This is a genomic window from Burkholderia sp. LK4, assembly GCF_001043615.1.
Classification (GTDB): Bacteria; Pseudomonadota; Gammaproteobacteria; order Burkholderiales; family Burkholderiaceae; genus Burkholderia; species Burkholderia cepacia.
This window is the reverse complement of record NZ_LDUL01000076.1, coordinates 114,658-130,830: the sequence shown is the minus strand read 5'-3', so window position 1 is coordinate 130,830 and position 16,173 is coordinate 114,658. Positions and strand designations below refer to the sequence as shown.

Sequence of the window (16,173 nt, the reverse complement as noted above, 5' to 3'; positions counted from 1 at the left end):
GCGCATGCTGCACGGCCGGGGAGGCGGACACGAACGCCGCGTACTGCAACGGCGGATGGCCGGCGAGCAGGCCGCAATAACCGCAGTGTTCGAAATGCGCATCGGCGGGCGCATGCGGTTCCGCGTGCGTCACGAGCGTTGTGCCGGTTGCCGAGCAGATCGGCGCGGCCGGCAGGCTGTTAACGGATTCGGATGCGCTCGCGCGCAGTTGCGAGATCAGCGGCGCGACCAGCGCGAGCACGAGCGCGAACAGCCCGAGCCACGCCGTGGCCCGGGCTTGCCGTGTCGGCGCGCGGCGTGCGCCGGCGCGCGACGAATCAGGCTGCCGCGCGTGCCGCACGGCCGAACAGCAGACGGTCGATCAACCAGACCGCGACGATCGTCGCGCCCATCAGCGGAAAGACGATGCCGAGCAGCACGAGCCCCGCGATCCAGCCGCGCATCGGCGGCGTGCCGCGTTCGCGCGACGGCGCGCCGAGCTTGCCGGCCGGGCGCCGTTTCCACCACATCACGGTGCCGGTGACGGCCATCGCGGCCAGCCCGAGCGACAACACCGCGCAGACGATCTGGTTCGCGAGCCCGAAGTAGCGGCCCATGTGCAGCGACGTGCCATACGACACGGCGCGCGATACCGCGCCGTAGTCGTCGTAGCGGATGTCCTTCAACACGGCGCCGCTGTACTGGTCGAGGTAGATCGTCCGCTCGGCCTGCGGGTCGTCGGGGAAGTACGACGCGGTGAACACGCCGTCCGCGCCGGACGGCAGCGCGAGCGTGTAGCCGCTCGTCACGCCGAGGCCCGCGACGATCGCGATCGCGCGAGCCAGCGGCAGCGGGGCCGGGGTCGGCGCCGACGGCGAATGCGGGACGGGCACGTTGCCGACCGCCCACGGCGTTTGCGGCAACGGCAGGTCGTCCATCACCATCCCCGGCATCGACTCGCCGGATTCGTGGTGATGGCCCGAGGGTGCGGCGGCCTGCGCGGGCGCATGCCCGGGCGCCGCGGCGGCACCCGGGCGCGTCGAGCGCACCGACGCGCCGCCCCATGCGCCTTCCGGCGCGCCGAGGTTCACGGTCGCGGCCAGCGCCTTGAAATTCTTGCCCCACGAACCCGACCACGGCAGCCCCGTCAGGATGAACGCCACCGTGCCGGCCGCGAGCCAGATGCCGGCCGTCGCGTGGAGGTTTTTCCACAGCGGCCGGCCGCGCAGCGACAGGTCGGGCCGCAATGCGCGCCCGACGCGCGCCGTGCCGCGCGGCCACCACAGTGCGATGCCGGTGCCGATCATCACGAAGGTCCAGCACGCGGCGAGCTCCATCAGCAGTTCGCCCGTCTTGCCGAGCAGCAGCTTGCGATGCAGCATCCGGTCGATCTGCATGAAGCGGTTCTCGACGCTCAGCGTACCGAGCACGCTACCGTCGTACGGGTTCACGTACACGCTCTCGCGGCTGCCGTCGCGCAGCCGGAACACGTATTCGGCGCTGCGGTCCGGCGCGGTCGAGACCTGGACGGAAACCGGCGTCGCGCCGGCCGGCATTGCGGTGCGTGCACTCGCGAGCAGCGCGTCGGGATCGAGGCGCGGCGTGGCGCGCGGCTCGACGACGAGCCGGTGCGGATACAGCAGCGGCTCGATCTGCGGCTGGAAGCAATACAGCGTGCCCGTGATCGCGAGGATCACCAGGAAAGGCATGACGAACAGGCCGGCATAGAAGTGCCAGCGCCAGAGCGTCCGGTAACCCGCGTGGGCGGAATGGGCGGGCGAGAGGGCCCGCTCGACGGTGGTCGACATGGTGTCAGCTCCTCGTGTTCGTTGAGCGGCCACGCCGGCGCGTGCCGGCGGACGTCAACGTGCGTTGCGCCCGCCTGCGCGCAGCGACGGAGCGGGCGGCGCGGCGCCATGCGCGGACGGTGCGCATGACGGCGTCGCCCGCGCGGTGCGGGCAGGCGGATGAACGCTTGAATCAGGTCGTATGAGACGAACGGCGTGCAGGCCCGTGCATATCGATGCGCGCGGGCCGCGAGGCGGAACCGTCAGCAGAACAGGGGAGGCGCGCGGGAAGGAGGGCGATCGCCGAAGATCGATCGCACGAACGGAGGAGGGGCGACGTGAATCCGGAAGCGCCGCGGGACGGCGCCCGGAAACAGCAGCACCAGCAGCACGAACGACGCGAGCGCCGTGAACAGCGCGGCGCCGAATGCGCACAGGCTGTCGCCGCCTCCGGCAGAAGCCGGGTTGTCGGCGTGCGCGTCATGCTTGAGCGCATCGGCGAGCGCGAGCGCATCGTTGGCCGGCGTGATCGGCGCGCCGGCATCGAAACGGGCCGCCAGCGCGGCCACGTCGACGATCAGCGGGCCGCGGCCCGAACACAGCACCACCGAGCCCGCATCCGGACCGTCCGGATCGAGCATCACGGCGCCCGACATCAGCGCGCGGGACAGCAGCGTCACGAGGAGGAACCCCCACAGAAGCTGTCGCGCGACGCCTGGCCGGAGCAGGAAGCGGCGAAGTGCGTTCATGGCGCGCGATTGTACCTCCGTTTGCGGTGCGGGGCCGCTCGTCACGCTGATGCACGGCATCAGCCCGGCGTGCTGCCGGAAGCGGAGGCGGCGCGCGCGCGGCGGCTATCCGGAACCGGGCGATCCGCTTTCCGGCGGCGCGTTCGCCGGGCCATACGACCAGGTGCCGTCCGCGCGCGCGGTGAGCACGTTGCCCGAGCGCCGGTCGTAGAGATGCCACTGCTCGTCGGCCGGATCGTCGCCGTATGGCCAGGTCGTCAGCTTGCCGCCGAGGTCGAAGTCGAATGCCCACGAACCCGGCTGGGCGTGCGGCGCGACCGATTGCAGGATCTGTCCGTCGAGACGTTGCGCGGCGGCGGCGATGTCGCCGGAGCGGGATTCGCTGTGCGCGAGTTCGAGGCCGTCGAGCGCGATCGACCAGTGGCAGTAGCAGATCCACAGATGCCCGCTGCCGGCGACCGTCACGTGCCGCGACGCGAGCCTGTCCCGGGACGCCGCGGACAGGCCCGGCGAGCCGGCGAGCGGCTCCCTGACATGCAGCGCGGGCTGCCCGAATTCGAACGTGAGAAAGCTGCCCTGGCCCTTCGTCACCGACCAGGCCGGGGTGTCGCAGATGGCCGGCCAGATCCGGTCGAAGTCGGCGGCGTTCACGGCGTGCGTCTCGTGTCGGCGAAACCGGCCCGGGTGTCGTTTGCGGTGTCGTCATTGCCGGCGAGCAGATCGGACAGGTCGGCGGGCGACATGCGCCGCATCGCCCGCTCGACGTCGCGATCGTAGCGGCGATCGTTCGGGTCGAGATGCTTTTGAGCCTTGCGCCCGTAGCGTTTCACGAACACGCCGAGCGCGCCGGCCAGCCGGGATGTCCGGTTCCTGATGCTCATGCGGCGAGATTATCGGGCGTGCGCGCGAATCGGGAATGGCCGCCGTGGCCGTGCTTGCCGCCCGCGGCAGCCGCTGCGTCGTGCCGGCTCAGGCCGGATACGCATCGTCGACTTTCAGGTTCGCGAGGCGGAACAGCGTGCGCAGCGTCTGCGGATGAATGTCGCGGTGCGCGGCGAGCGACGTCAGCATGAAGTCGAGCACCTTCGCGTAGCGGAGCAGCACGAGGCAGCGGGCGAGATCGGGCGTGCGGCCGCGCATGTCCTCGGCGAGGTGGACCATTTCGGTCGACAGCGAGCGCGCCATCTCGAGTTCCATCTGCTGTTTTTCGGTCCAGTCGGGCAACGGCTGTTCGAGCAGTTTCGCGAGAAAGAGCTGGAACGACGTGTCGGACGAATTGGGCAGCGCATCCATGAAAGGCCTCGTTGCTTGCGCGAATCGTTCGGGCGTATCCACTGGACGCGCCCGAGGGTGGGTTTGTGTCCGCGCGATGACCGGCGCGGCTGTCTCGCCCGAATGGAATGCAGGTTCCGTACCAGCGCAGCGGGACGATTGTTGAGCAATGTTGAGCGACGGTGCGATGCCGGGCGGCGAGTCCCGCCGGTACTGGATCGTGGCGGCGATCGAGGAGGCTGTCTACCTGCGCGGCGCGATGCATGTCGGGTGCGCGGGGCGGTCCGGCGAAGCGAAATGCTTCACGGATGTAACGTAACGCGGGGATAAATTGCGTCGCGCGTTCCATGGCGGGCCGACGAAACGGGTAGCCGCGCGCCTGCCGCCTGCGCCTGTCAGGCGTTCGGCCGGCCGGAGGCGGCGCTGCGGGATGGCCGCCACCGGCGGCGAAAACCGGCGGCGAACGTGACGGGTGTTTCAAAACCGAGACGGATTCGCCCACGGCGAGCCGGCTGCACGACCTGTCCAACTGGCCCAGCAAATTGCCGGCCAATTGTCCATGGGCAGACGGCGCGCGTTTGCCAACAATGCGTTGATCATCCCTGCGAGGTTCGACATGAGCGTCCACTCTTTTTTCTCGGCCAACCTGCTGCTGGCCTACACGGCCTATTTCATCGGGACGGCCAGCCCCGGGCCGAGCAATCTCGCGATCATGTCGGTCGCCGCGAACCAGGGACGCAAGGCGGCGCTCGCGTTTGCGCTCGGCGTGATTTCTGGGTCGATGGTCTGGGCGACGGTGGCGGCGCTCGGCGTGTCGGCCGCGCTGCTGGCATGGTCGAAGCTGCTGGTCGCGATCAAGATCTTCGGCGGGTTGTACCTGATGTGGCTGGCATTCAAGTCGGGGCGCACGGCATGGTCGGGCAAGGCGGCGACGTCGCTGAACGCAGCGGGCGAGCAACGGCTGTCGCGTTTCTACGTACGCGGCGCCATGCTGCACCTGACCAATCCGAAGGCGATCCTCGTGTGGGTGTCGATCGTCGCGCTGTCGTCGAATGGCGCGGGCGCGTCGCACGGCGCCGTCGTGCCGGGCTGCCTCGTGATCGGGTGCCTGGTGTTCGGCGGCTATGCGCTCGTGTTCTCGATGAACGGCGCGCGCCGGCTGTACGTGCGCGGCCGGCGCGCGATGGAAGCGTGTCTCGCCGTCGTGTTCGGCGTGGCGGGGATTCGGCTGCTGGTGTCGAACGTGTAGCGCATGCGCTCGACATGCGGGCGCACGGCCGGCGCAAGCGGCTCGCGAGTGAGCGAGCCGTGCCGCGCGGCCGCCGTACTCAGAAAATGAAGCCCGTGTTGATGAACTTCGACGTGTGATCCGACACGATCGAATCGAGCAGCTGCTTGCTGCTGTCGGTCTGCTTCGCCGCGACCATCGAGCGGATCGAGAACGCGCGCAGCGCGTCGCTCACCGACAGCGTGCCTTCCGCCGAATCCTTGCGGCCCGCGAACGGGAACACGTCGGGCCCGCGCTGGCACTGGCAGTTGAGGTTCACGCGGCACACCTGGTTCACGAGCGGATCGACGAGCGCGCCGATCTGCACCGGATCGGAGCCGAAGATGCTGACCTGCTGGCCGTGATCCGACGTCGTCACGTAGTCGAGCGCCGTCTCGACGTCGTCGAACGGCGCGACCGGAATGATCGGCCCGAACTGTTCCTCGCGATACAGTTTCATCCCTTCCGACACCGGGTACACGACGGCCGGATAGAACAGCGTCTTGCTGAACTCGCCGCCCGAATGGTTGACGACCTGCGCGCCCCTGGCCTTCGCGTCGTCGATCGCGTCCGTCATGTAGGCCGTGCGATGCATGCCGGGCAGCGGCGTGATGCTGACACCCTTCTCCCACGGCATGCCGATCTTCAGCTGCTCGAGCGCGGCGGTGAAGCGCTTCAGGAATTCGTCGACGATCGAGCGGTGCACGAGCAGCATCTTCAGCGCGGTGCAGCGCTGGCCGTTGAACGACAGCGCGCCGAGCAGGCACTCCTTTACGGTGAGGTCGAGATCGGCGTCGGGCAGCACGATCGCCGCGTTCTTCGCGTCGAGGCCGAGGATCGCGCGCAGCCGGTGGGACTTCGGGTGCTGCTTCTTCAGGTGGTCGGCCACCTTGCTCGAGCCGATCAGCGCGAGCACGTTGATCTTGCCCGACGCGAGCATGTGCGGCACGACCACCGCGCCGGGCGCGTAGATCGTGTTGATCACGCCCTTCGGGAACGCGTCGCGGAACGCCTCGAGCAGCGGCTCGAACAGCAGCGTGCCGTATTGCGGCGGCTTGAACACCACGGTGTTGCCCATCAGCAGCGCGGGGATCAGCGTCGCGAACGTCTCGTTCAGCGGATAGTTGTACGGGCCCATGCACAGCACGACGCCGAGCGGCGTGCGGCGGATCTGGCCGATCGTGCCTTCCGCGATCACGAAGCGCGAGTTCGCGTTGTCGAGCTCCTTCAGCGCGTCGATCGTCTGCGTCATGTACGTGACGGTACGGTCGAACTCCTTCTGCGAATCGGCGAGGCTCTTGCCGATCTCCCACATGATCAGGTTCACCACCAGTTCGCGCTGCGCGACCATCCGCTTGATGAAGTCCTGCATGCACGCGATGCGCTGCTCGACCTTCATCGTCGGCCACTCGCCGCGGCCCGAGTCGTACGCGCGCACCGCGGCGTCGAGCGCCGCGTCGCTTTCCGGCTCGCCCATCACGGGATAGCTGCCGATCTCGACCTGCTCGACGCTGCCGTCCGCCTGTCGCACGCACACGGGCGACAGCACGGTCTTGGTCGCGCCGTCCCACGGGCGCAATTCGCCGTCGACGAGCGACACGCGCTGGTGGATCGGCGAAGCGAGCCGGTACTCGGCGGGGATGTCCTCAAGGGCGGGAAACAGCTGTTGCAGGGAAGCGGAATCGGGCATGACGGTCTCGTTTGACGGGGTGTCCGGGAAGGACGGGCGATGCGAATCCTGAGCTGAGCGATCCTCGATCCTGAATCGGCATGATGACGCGCGCACGACGAAGCGTCACGGGGAAACATGGCCGAATCAGCGAATGGAACCAGTTCCATTAAAAAGGAACGCCGGCGTGAATGCAAGATTTGCCGAATCGTTCCGCATGCCTTGAAAGCATCCAGAAAGACTGTTGCGGAATGCTGGATATAACACGCTGCAGGCACCCGCAAACGTTTCCCTGCGGCCGGATTGCGCGGATAATGGCTCGGCGCGGCGAAGAAAAAAATGTAGCGAACCTGAGAGCACACGCAGTGAACAGAAGAAGATCCGCCGCACCGCCGATGCGAGGTCGGCTGCCCGGAGCGCCGGGTCGGGGTTGCCCGGTCCGGCGCGTACCGGACTTCGAATGCATGCCGTCTGCTTCGACGGATGCTTCGTGATCCTCTCCAGTCTCTTCGTCGTCAAATCCCGAATCCCGCTTGGCTCCCGGCCCTTCATTGCCCGATCGGGGGGATGAATTTCTTTCGTTTTAATTACGCCAAAGCCGCGTCAAAGCGTGAAACAGAAAGGTATTCGTCAGGAATGCAGGGCGCCGAGCGCATGCACGTTGCGGGCAGGCGACACGTCGAAAATTTACTAAAAACACGAATCATTCTCGTTTAATATTTCGCTCCGTTACAAGTCGCGACAGAACGCCGCGGCTCGTTTCGTGCCGGTTCCGCCGGCCGGCAGCCACCCGCGCCGGCTGTGCGTCGGCCGGCGGATGCGACGGGGAGATCCCCCGCGCATCGTCTCTTTCACGGAACGCTTCGTCGGTCGATTCGCCGCGTGATGCGCGCGCTGGCCGGATGCGTTTTCGTTCGCCGTTTTTCCTTCAGCCCCTACGTTCACGATGAAACTCAACAAGAGCGCCTGCCATTCGCTTCTGATCGCCACGTCGCTGGCCGGCGCACGCACCTCGTTCGCGCAGGCGAGCGACGCTGCGGCGACCCTGCCCGCGATCTCCGTCAATGCGGCTGCCGAGCATGCGTCGTACGACGGCGGCCACTCGCGCGCGGCGACCAAGACCGACATGTCGCTGATGGACGTGCCGCAGACGGTGAACGTCGTTCCGCACGCGGTGATCGAGGACCAGAACGCGACGTCGATGCAGGATGCGCTGCGCAACGTGCCGGGCGTCGGCTTTTCGGTCGGCGACGGCCAGCGCGACCAGATCACGATCCGCGGCTTCAACAGCATCACGGACCAGTACGTCGACGGCATCCGCGACGACGCGTTGTACTACCGCGACCTGTCGAACGTCGAGCGCGTGGAGGTGCTGAAGGGGCCGGCGGCCGTGCTGTACGGGCGCGGCTCGGCGGGCGGCATCGTGAATCGCGTGCTGAAGCGGCCGGAAGCGAACCCGGTGCGCGACGTGGGCGTGACGCTCGGCACGCGCGGCGAGCGGCGCGGCGAATTCGACCTCGGCTGGAACGCGAACGATGCGGCGCGTTTCCGCATGACCGGCGCGGCCGAGAATTCGAACAGTTTCCGCGACCAGTTCCAGCTCAACCGCCAGGCGATCGCGCCGTCCGCGCAATTCAAGCTCGACCGCGACACGGTGCTGAACGTCGAATTCGACTACCTGCACGACCGCCGCACGTCGGACCAGGGGCTGCCCGCGTATCTCGGCCGGCCGGTCGACGTGCCGATCAACACGTATTACGGCTCGGCGGACGCGGCGAACAGCTCGTACAACGACATCTCCGCGAAGAGCGCGACGGTGTCGCTCGATCACCGCTTCAGCGATTCGCTGTCGTTTCACGGTGCGATCCGCGCGTACGACTTCTCGCTCGAACGCAAGAACTACGTGACGTACGAGCCGATCAAGACCGCCGCGCACCCGGTCGTCACGCTCGACCAGTCGACGCGCCAGCGCACCGACCACGGCATCGACGGCCTGTTCGAGCTCACGCAGAAGACCTCGCTGTTCGGCATGCGCCACGAGCTGCTGTACGGGCTCGAGCTGTCGCAGCAGCAGAAGTTCGACACGATCTACAGCGTGTCGAAGGTCGCGACCTACGATCTGTTCAATCCGCAGCAGGTGATCCTGCCCGGCGTGCCGACCGGCGCGCGGGCGAAGACGAACGCGTCGACCGTCATCGGGCTCGCGGGCGTCTACGCGCAGGACCTGATCTCGCTGACCGAGCACTGGAAGGTGCTCGCGGGGCTGCGTTTCGACTACCTGAACCAGATCCGCCACGACTACACGTCGTCGAACGTCAACCTCGACCGTACCGATCACGCGTGGAGCCCGCGCGTCGGGCTGATCTACGAACCGCTCGACTGGCTGACGCTGTACGGGTCGTTCAGCCAGTCGTTCTCGCCGCTCGCCGATACGCTGATCAGTGCCGGCGCGTTCGCGAACGGCGCCGCGCTCGCGCCGCAGAAGACCACCGCGTATGAAGTCGGCTCGCGCTTCGACCTCGGCGGCAAGGCGACGGCGAGCGTCGCGCTGTTCGACATGCGACAGACCAACCAGCAGATCGGCGACCCGAACAATCCCGGCTACGCGCTGCCGATCGGCACGCAACACGTGCACGGGATGGAGCTGGGCTTCACCGGCGAGATCGCGCCGAAGTGGTCGGTGTATGCGGGTTACGCGTACCTGAACGGGACGGTCGACGGCTCGGCGCAATCGACGGCAGCGGGCGTCACGGTGGCGAGCAACACGCCCGGGCTGATGCCGCGCCACAGCGCGAACCTGTGGATCAAGCGCGAGCTGCCGTACGGTTTCTATGCGGCGGCCGGCATGCAGTTCCAGTCGGCGCGTTATACGTCGGCGAGCGATCTCGTCACGCTGCCGTCGTTTACCGCGTTCAATCTCGGCGCCGGCTATCGCAGCAAGAAGGTCGACGTGACGCTCACGCTCGACAACCTGTTCGATCGTCGCTACTTCATTGCCGCGCACGGCAATGCGGACCTGTACAACATGCCCGGCGACCCGCGCACGCTCACCGCGACGGTGAAGTGGCACATGTAACGCTCGTCACGCGCATCACGCGTGCGTTGCGCGACAATGCGGGTCGTCGTCACGATGGCCCGCCTTCCGCCACCCATGATCCGCCAAGCGCTTGATGTGTCGCGCATGCATGGCGCGCGTTTGCGCAGCAGTGAGCGGACTGGCGGCTGCGCGCTAGGTCGCAGTTCGATGTGTGTCAATACGCCGACGCTGCGCATTTGCGACGTCGCCGTGCCGTGATCTGAAGCGAGGGGCGGACTACTCAACGTCCTCGTCATCCTTTTCGCCGGCGTTATCTGCGTCGTGCTCCGGCACCGCTTTCGCGCTCTCATATGTCCGGGCAGCCAGCAGCGAAACGATATTTCACAGTCAATTGCATTTAGGCGGGTCAGTGATTGAAGTGTGAAGTGAAGTACGCTGTTAATGGTATCGGTTGAATATTTCAGAAGTGCCCAGGAAATGAGGGTGCCTTTCCAGGAGGCACTATCGAGATAGCCTGGCAAGAAGATCTTGCTAATCGAGTCGTTGCGGAAATATCGTAATAAGGTATTCCAGAACTATCTTGTTCGATGATCCTACTTGGACGATCCGATAAATGACCGACTTTTTAAAACTAGCGATGCTGAGCCGTAAGTCGGAAGCGCGATACGAGGGCCGCGCTTGCCGAATCGGTGCTTCACAGCTCCTTGACGAAGCTCCGGGGTACGTAGCTCAGCTACAACGGAGGTTCAGGAGAAAAGGAGCGGCAGGATGATAGATCGTCAGGCCAATGATAAATCGTTGACGTTTCGTGACATTTTTCAAGCGATTCATCGGGGGATGATGCAGCGCGGTCGGCTATTGATGCTTCATACGCCGCTCGGAGAAAATACTTTGATTCCGTTGCGTGCGCAGGGGTGGTCCAAAGTCGGACGAGGTTATGGCTGGGTCGTCGATGTTGCGTCAACGCGAAATGACATCGATGGGCGCGAGCTGATGCATCAGCAGGTCTCACTGTCTATCCAGCAATTCACTCAAATCTATGCAGATGTGGAATATAGGGCTGTTCACGGGTTTGTGAGGCGATTTGGATCGATTGGATACGATGGAGGCCTTTCGCTCTATCAACTGGAGTTTCAGTCAGCATTGTTTTTTCTCGAGTATGCGAGAGATGAAAATCAATGGTTCGACATGACTGCGCGCGAGATCGTCTCCGATCTTCTCAACAAGTATCCACAACTTCAAGGGCGCTTCAGATTCGCACTCACGCGACAGCCGGTGAAGCGCTCTTATACACGGCAAAGCGAAACAGATCTGAATTTCCTGCATCGCATTCTCGAATCGGAAGGATGGTACTTCTATTGGGATCATGCACCGACTCGTCATGATGATCATTTTAAGGGGTCGACACTTGTTGTTGTCGATAGCGTCTGGTCGTTGCCGGAAGCCAGACGTGCCGAGTTCTATCGTGGAGGTGAAAGTGACGGCACAGATGGCCTTACGCGATGGGCCACGATGCAAACTGCGCAGAGCATGACGTATGCGTCGACCTCGACGAATTACAAGAATATTGAATATCCGTATTCGATACTGAGAGAAAGGGATCTGAGCACTGTCACCTACACCGTCCGGCAATATCGATCTGACGAAGTCCGTAGCGTTCCAGCCGCGCCAATGGAGGTCTTTGAATCGCTGTCGTATGGCTATCCAGACTCACTTGCGGGAAACAGGCATGCGAAAATTCGAACCGAAGCATGGGATTCGGCGGCGTGTCGATATTACGGATTGGGCGGCATGCGCTGGACCGATGCCGGGATGCGTTTTACGCTGGAGAATCACCCTCGACACGCCTCGGCAGATCCAAACGATCGTGAGTTCGTGGCTATCGAAGTTCGGTCTGTCATCGAAAACAACATACCTATCGGCCACGGAGCGGCCTATCCGCTCAGCCTTCAAGACATGCTTGCCACTGTCAAGGCAATACACGGCAACCGATTCGATTCCCAGGCGCACATTGTCGATGGTGCACGCGGATTCTACTTGGTCGAGATCGAAGCCCAGCGAACTGATCTTCCATATCGAAGTCCGCTACAGCACAAAAAGCCGGACATGCATACCGAGCATGCGCTTGTTTGCGCACCGGGCAATGAGGAAGCCTGGACTGACGGGCGAAATCGGATATACGTGCGGTTTCGGTGGGATCGACGTAGCAAGCCCGGCGATTCGAGAACGTCACCGCCGCTGCTATCTCTGCAGGCCGATACAGGCAACGGATACGGTTCGGTTCACGTACCGAGAGCGGGGGAATGGGTCATCGTCGGATTTTGGGGGAACGACTGTGACAGGCCGTATGTACTGGGGCGGCTGTACGGTTCTACTAGTTCTCCGCAATGGCACGACAATGCTCTCCTTTCGGGCTTTCGCTCGCGGGGATTCGGGAACACCGGATACTTCAATAGCATCGTTCAGGACGATGCCACACACCAGGGTGGGCAACGATTTACCAGTTATTCAAACGGCAGCTACAGCTTGATTCATCAAGGTTACCTGATTCAGCACGAAGGCAATGTGCGCGGGCGGTACGTTGGAATGGGAATCAAGATTCATACCGATGACTATTTGGCGGTAGGGGCAAATAAAGGGGCGCTCATCACGACGTATCACCGTCACTACGACGGCGAACAACTCGATGTGACCGAGGTGTGTCGACAAATTATCGGATCGACCGCGTTGATGAAGTCACTGTCTGAGGCGAGCGAGCGGAGTCAGGCGGGAAGTATGAGAACCGGTCACGAAGCCTTGTCCCTGTTCGTCGATTCGATGCAAAGACCAGTGACACCGCAGCCCATGGGCGGGCGGACCGCGAACGGTGGGACAGGAACTGCCAACGCATTCAAGGAGCCGCTAATTGCGATTGCCGGTCCGGCTGGAATCTCCGCATCTACACAGAAATCGATTCACTATACCGCCGATCGAAACATCAATCTGGTCAGTTGTCGAGACACGAACATCGCTTCGGGGCAATCTCTGAATGTGGCTGCACGCGAACTCGTTAGCTTGTTCGCACAGAACGGAGGGATGCAGTTCGTCGCGAACAAAGGCGATGTGAGAACAGCGACGCACACTGGAGCGATCGAATTGCTGGCACAGGCTGCCATCAAGCTCTTGTCTATTGCGGACAAGATCGAGATGGGTGCGAAGGGCGAAATTCTAATGACAGCCGGTGGGGCTTACATTCGATTGAAAGGCGGCGACATTGAACTCCATGCGCCCGGAAAGTTGGACTTCAAAGGGGCTTCATTCAGCTTCGACGGTCCGAAACGCCTGGACTACCCATTGCCGGTGCTTGCGACGAACGAGGTGTACTCGGGTTGGTTCAAGGCAGTCGACCACGCCGGGCGGCCGGTAGCTGGCATTCGATACCGGATTCAGCATGCGGATGGTTCGCGCGTGTATTACGGCTACACAGATGAGGAGGGCCGGACGCTCGCGGTAACGGCCGCTCTGGCAGATCAGTTGCACGTGGTCTGGGATCGGGATCAGTTCGATGAGTCTGGTGCGGGGGACGAGGTGCTTACCTGTTGATGGGGGAAGAAAATGACACAGAGCAATCTAGTCTTGTCTGCCGAGGGAACCGAGCAAGTCGCGACTCTGACCGCCTCGACGGTTCGGTATGAGTTTGCCCATGCCACCTCGAAATTGACGTCGCTCAAGTACCGAATCGTCAAGGATGGTACCGAACAGTTGAAACTGGACAAGTTGGGTGCGGACGGGAGGACTGTTGCTGTACGCGTCAATGCAGGGGACCGAATTGGTATTCAGCTCGGAGCGGACACGAAGCCCATGTTCCGGCGTCAGGTTTTGTACGAGATCGTGGCTGATTCAGGGGTTAACATCGTTAAAATCAGTGAGCGTCGTGGCAAGGTTGACTTGAACGCGTGGAATGACGATGCGGTCGGAAAGCGTGCGTTCAAGGTTGCACCCGATAAGGCAGGGCAATGGCAGGGACAACTCTGGGGAGATACCTGGGCGTTGTTTAGCCCCAAATACACGGCACTTGAGGCGGCGTCGATTCTTGAGGATGTTGGAGCATCAGACGAATGGATCGCGCTTATTAGTCGCGTGTACGAAGATGATCTCGACGATGCTGGTGAATTGCAGTATGCGCAGTTGCGAGGCACGTTGACAGGTGTCAAGCGATTGAGGATCGAAATGGTGCCGGATGACCCGACCACGATCTTTTGGGAAGCGAGCGCGTTCAACAACTGCAGGGAAAATATACGAGGTGTCTATATGTCGGCAGACCCGCCGGCAACCGTTCCGCTGATCGAATATATCGGGCGCGTATCGCCTCTTTGCTACTACGCGGCATTCAAGGCAGCTGTCGACGCACGGATAGACGAGGTTCACCTGAGCAGTGGATGGCGCCCAATGATTGGGAGCGTGCTGCATCGAGTCGGAGTGGGGCTGGACGTAAATTATTTGCTGGATGACGGTTTGAAGATGGACCGTGTGGCGATGTCGAGTCAGAACGCTCAGGATCGCTACAGAAAGCATGTCCAGATCGACGAACTGGAGAGCATGACTAGTCGTACGCCGGAGCAGAACGAAAAGCTTGCGCAATTGCGTGCTCAGGTTGCTTCACTCGAAGAAAAGTCGCTTGTTACCGCATATCGCACGATGCTGAAACAGAGTCCACATATCCGCCAGCTGTTTGCACCATGGTTCATGCGGGCTACGAATCCGAACGTTGAAGATCGTACGGGCGATATGAACCGTGGGCAGTCTCGAAACGAGCAAATCCATAACGATCACCTGCACATCACGGCCAATGATCCTGAAATTTATTGAGTCGTCGAGAAAGGTGCGATGTGCCCACGCGCTGTGCATGTTGCTTCTTGTTTCTGGACCCGCCCTGGGGGGCGCGTGGTCGATCCCGGTTGACGACGAATTGGCCTGCGCAGAGGTCCGGATCGTGCAAGAGATCACCTTGTCGGGCACTTACTCGATCGACTACGACGACGAATTCAACGGATCCGAAGTCTGGTTCGTGGAGGACGGCGCTTCGGCCAGCCAACTGCCGGACCGCTCGCAGCGCGCCGGTCTGATCGTCTTTTCGAATCAGCAAGATGCGCTGCGCTACCTGCGACTTCCCATTGCACAGCCCGATGGTGTGTGCCGACTCAATGGGCGAGCGACAATCGTGATTAGCGACCTTGAAACGGTTTGTCCGGGGCAAGAGGCAACGGATCGTGCGATCCTGAAAAGGGTTGTTTCCGCAGGCTCGCCAACGCAGAGTCCATGCGATGCGGCGACGCGATGAGCGTCGCTTTCGTGATGCCCGGTCGCGACGCATGATTGACGACCGGGCTGCCGGTGGGATTGGCGGCGGCGATTTGCCTCCGTGTTTCGTTACTCGACGTCCTCGTCATCCTCCAGATCGGCATCCTCCTCCGCGCACTCCGGCGCCGCATACGCGCTCGCCTGCTCGAGCAGCCAGCCGCGAAACAGTTCGAGCGGCTTGCTGTGGCTGAACTCCGTCGGATACACGAGGTAGTACGCCGAATCGCCGACCGTCGCCGCGTCGCACGGCACGACCAGGCCGAGCTGCTGCAACTGCTCCTCGACGAAGAATTTCGGCACGAGCGCGACGCCGAGCCCGGCCGCGGCCGCGCTGATCAGCATCGTGTGCAGCTCGTAGCGCACGCCCTGCATCGTGCGGATGTCCTCGACGCCGTGTGTCTCGAACCACTGCGCCCACGCGCCGGGGCGTGTCGTCGAGTGCAGCAGCGGGTAGGCGAGCAGATCCTCGACGCGCTCGACGGGCCGGTCGAGCAGCGCGGGCGAGCAGATCGGCACGACTTCCTCGCCGAACAGGTAGTCGGACGACGTACCGGGCCAGGTCGGCTTGCCGTAGTGGATCGCGGCCTCGAAGTGCGTGTCCTCGAACGAGAACAGGTCGGTGCGGCTGCCCATGTTCACGCGCACGTCGGGCGTGCGGTCGTAGAAGCTCTTGATGCGCGGGATTAGCCAGTGCGACGCGAAGGTCGGCAGCACCGCCAGCTCCAGGTAGCCGCCGCCGCTGCCGTGCGCGATGATCGACAGCGTGTCGCGGTCGAGCGCCTCCAGCGCGCGGCGCACCTGCGTGCCGTAGAGCTTGCCGGCGCGCGTCAGCACGACGCGCTGCTTCACGCGTGCGAACAGCCGCACGCCGAGGCTGGCTTCCAGCGTCGCGATCTGGCGCGAAACCGCGCTTTCCGTCAGGAACAGCTCCTTGGCCGCGTGCGTGAAGCTCTCGTGGCGGGCGGCGGCTTCGAAAGCCACGAGCGCGCCCATGTTGGGGATCTTGAATTTGCGCATGATGTTCGATTCGTCTGACGGTCAGGCCCGCGCGGCGCCAGGCGGAAGGCGGGGTC

The 16,173-nt window shown here is 63.5% G+C and carries 13 protein-coding genes; 5 read left to right on the top strand and 8 right to left on the bottom strand.

All coding sequences use genetic code 11. The features are described from left to right. The 6 genes from VK92_RS32910 to VK92_RS32885 all read right to left on the bottom strand — a co-directional run. Nucleotides 1-340: DUF2946 domain-containing protein (locus VK92_RS32910; protein ID WP_053082777.1), on the bottom strand; the 340-nt coding region annotated here is incomplete at its 3' end. Continuing rightward, nucleotides 318-1,787 (bottom strand): PepSY-associated TM helix domain-containing protein, encoded by a 1,470-nt coding sequence (locus VK92_RS32905; protein WP_048021586.1) that lies wholly within the window; start codon nt 1,785-1,787, stop codon nt 318-320. The genes VK92_RS32910 and VK92_RS32905, both read right to left, overlap by 23 nt. 242 nt (nt 1,788-2,029) lie before the next feature. Further along, complete coding sequence (locus VK92_RS32900; protein ID WP_048021588.1) at nt 2,030-2,515, bottom strand: hypothetical protein; 486 nt, start codon at nt 2,513-2,515, stop codon at nt 2,030-2,032. A gap of 105 nt (nt 2,516-2,620) precedes the next feature. Continuing rightward, nucleotides 2,621-3,166: a hypothetical protein gene (locus tag VK92_RS32895; protein ID WP_027789773.1), complete on the bottom strand. Its 546-nt coding sequence runs from the start codon at nt 3,164-3,166 to the stop codon at nt 2,621-2,623. Further along, complete coding sequence (locus tag VK92_RS32890) at nt 3,163-3,396, bottom strand: hypothetical protein (RefSeq protein ID WP_048021591.1); 234 nt, start codon at nt 3,394-3,396, stop codon at nt 3,163-3,165. The genes VK92_RS32895 and VK92_RS32890 overlap by 4 nt, the downstream gene beginning before the upstream one ends. Nucleotides 3,397-3,484: 88 nt before the next feature. Continuing rightward, nucleotides 3,485-3,808: a hypothetical protein gene (locus VK92_RS32885; protein ID WP_021162626.1), complete on the bottom strand. Its 324-nt coding sequence runs from the start codon at nt 3,806-3,808 to the stop codon at nt 3,485-3,487. Nucleotides 3,809-4,403: 595 nt separating this feature from the next. Here VK92_RS32885 and VK92_RS32880 point away from each other — a divergent pair. Continuing rightward, the gene (locus VK92_RS32880) at nt 4,404-5,036 is read left to right on the top strand and encodes a LysE family translocator (protein WP_048021593.1); all 633 of its coding nucleotides are present in this window, start codon (nt 4,404-4,406) and stop codon (nt 5,034-5,036) included. A 79-nt stretch (nt 5,037-5,115) separates the two neighbouring features. Here VK92_RS32880 and VK92_RS32875 read toward each other — a convergent pair whose 3' ends face one another. Next, nucleotides 5,116-6,744 carry an NADP-dependent glyceraldehyde-3-phosphate dehydrogenase gene (locus VK92_RS32875; RefSeq protein WP_048021595.1) on the bottom strand — a complete coding sequence of 543 codons (1,629 nt, stop codon included), beginning with the start codon at nt 6,742-6,744 and terminating at the stop codon, nt 5,116-5,118. A gap of 925 nt (nt 6,745-7,669) precedes the next feature. Between VK92_RS32875 and VK92_RS32870 the strand changes: the two genes are divergently transcribed. The 4 genes from VK92_RS32870 to VK92_RS32855 all read left to right on the top strand — a co-directional run bounded on the left by VK92_RS32870 (nt 7,670) and on the right by VK92_RS32855 (nt 15,080). Further along, nucleotides 7,670-9,799, top strand: coding sequence for a TonB-dependent receptor (locus tag VK92_RS32870; RefSeq protein WP_048021598.1), 2,130 nt, complete (start codon nt 7,670-7,672; stop codon nt 9,797-9,799). A 729-nt stretch (nt 9,800-10,528) separates the two neighbouring features. Beyond that, a complete protein-coding gene (locus VK92_RS41015; protein WP_082160815.1) occupies nt 10,529-13,342 on the top strand; it encodes a type VI secretion system Vgr family protein in 2,814 nt (937 codons plus the stop codon). A gap of 12 nt (nt 13,343-13,354) precedes the next feature. Next, complete coding sequence (locus tag VK92_RS32860) at nt 13,355-14,608, top strand: hypothetical protein (protein WP_048021600.1); 1,254 nt, start codon at nt 13,355-13,357, stop codon at nt 14,606-14,608. Continuing rightward, nucleotides 14,589-15,080 (top strand): hypothetical protein, encoded by a 492-nt coding sequence (locus tag VK92_RS32855; RefSeq protein ID WP_048021602.1) that lies wholly within the window; start codon nt 14,589-14,591, stop codon nt 15,078-15,080. Before VK92_RS32860 ends, VK92_RS32855 begins: the two co-directional genes overlap by 20 nt. Nucleotides 15,081-15,169: 89 nt before the next feature. Here VK92_RS32855 and VK92_RS32850 read toward each other — a convergent pair whose 3' ends face one another. After that, a complete protein-coding gene (locus VK92_RS32850; RefSeq protein ID WP_021162619.1) occupies nt 15,170-16,117 on the bottom strand; it encodes a LysR family transcriptional regulator in 948 nt (315 codons plus the stop codon). Nucleotides 16,118-16,173: the final 56 nt, after the last annotated feature.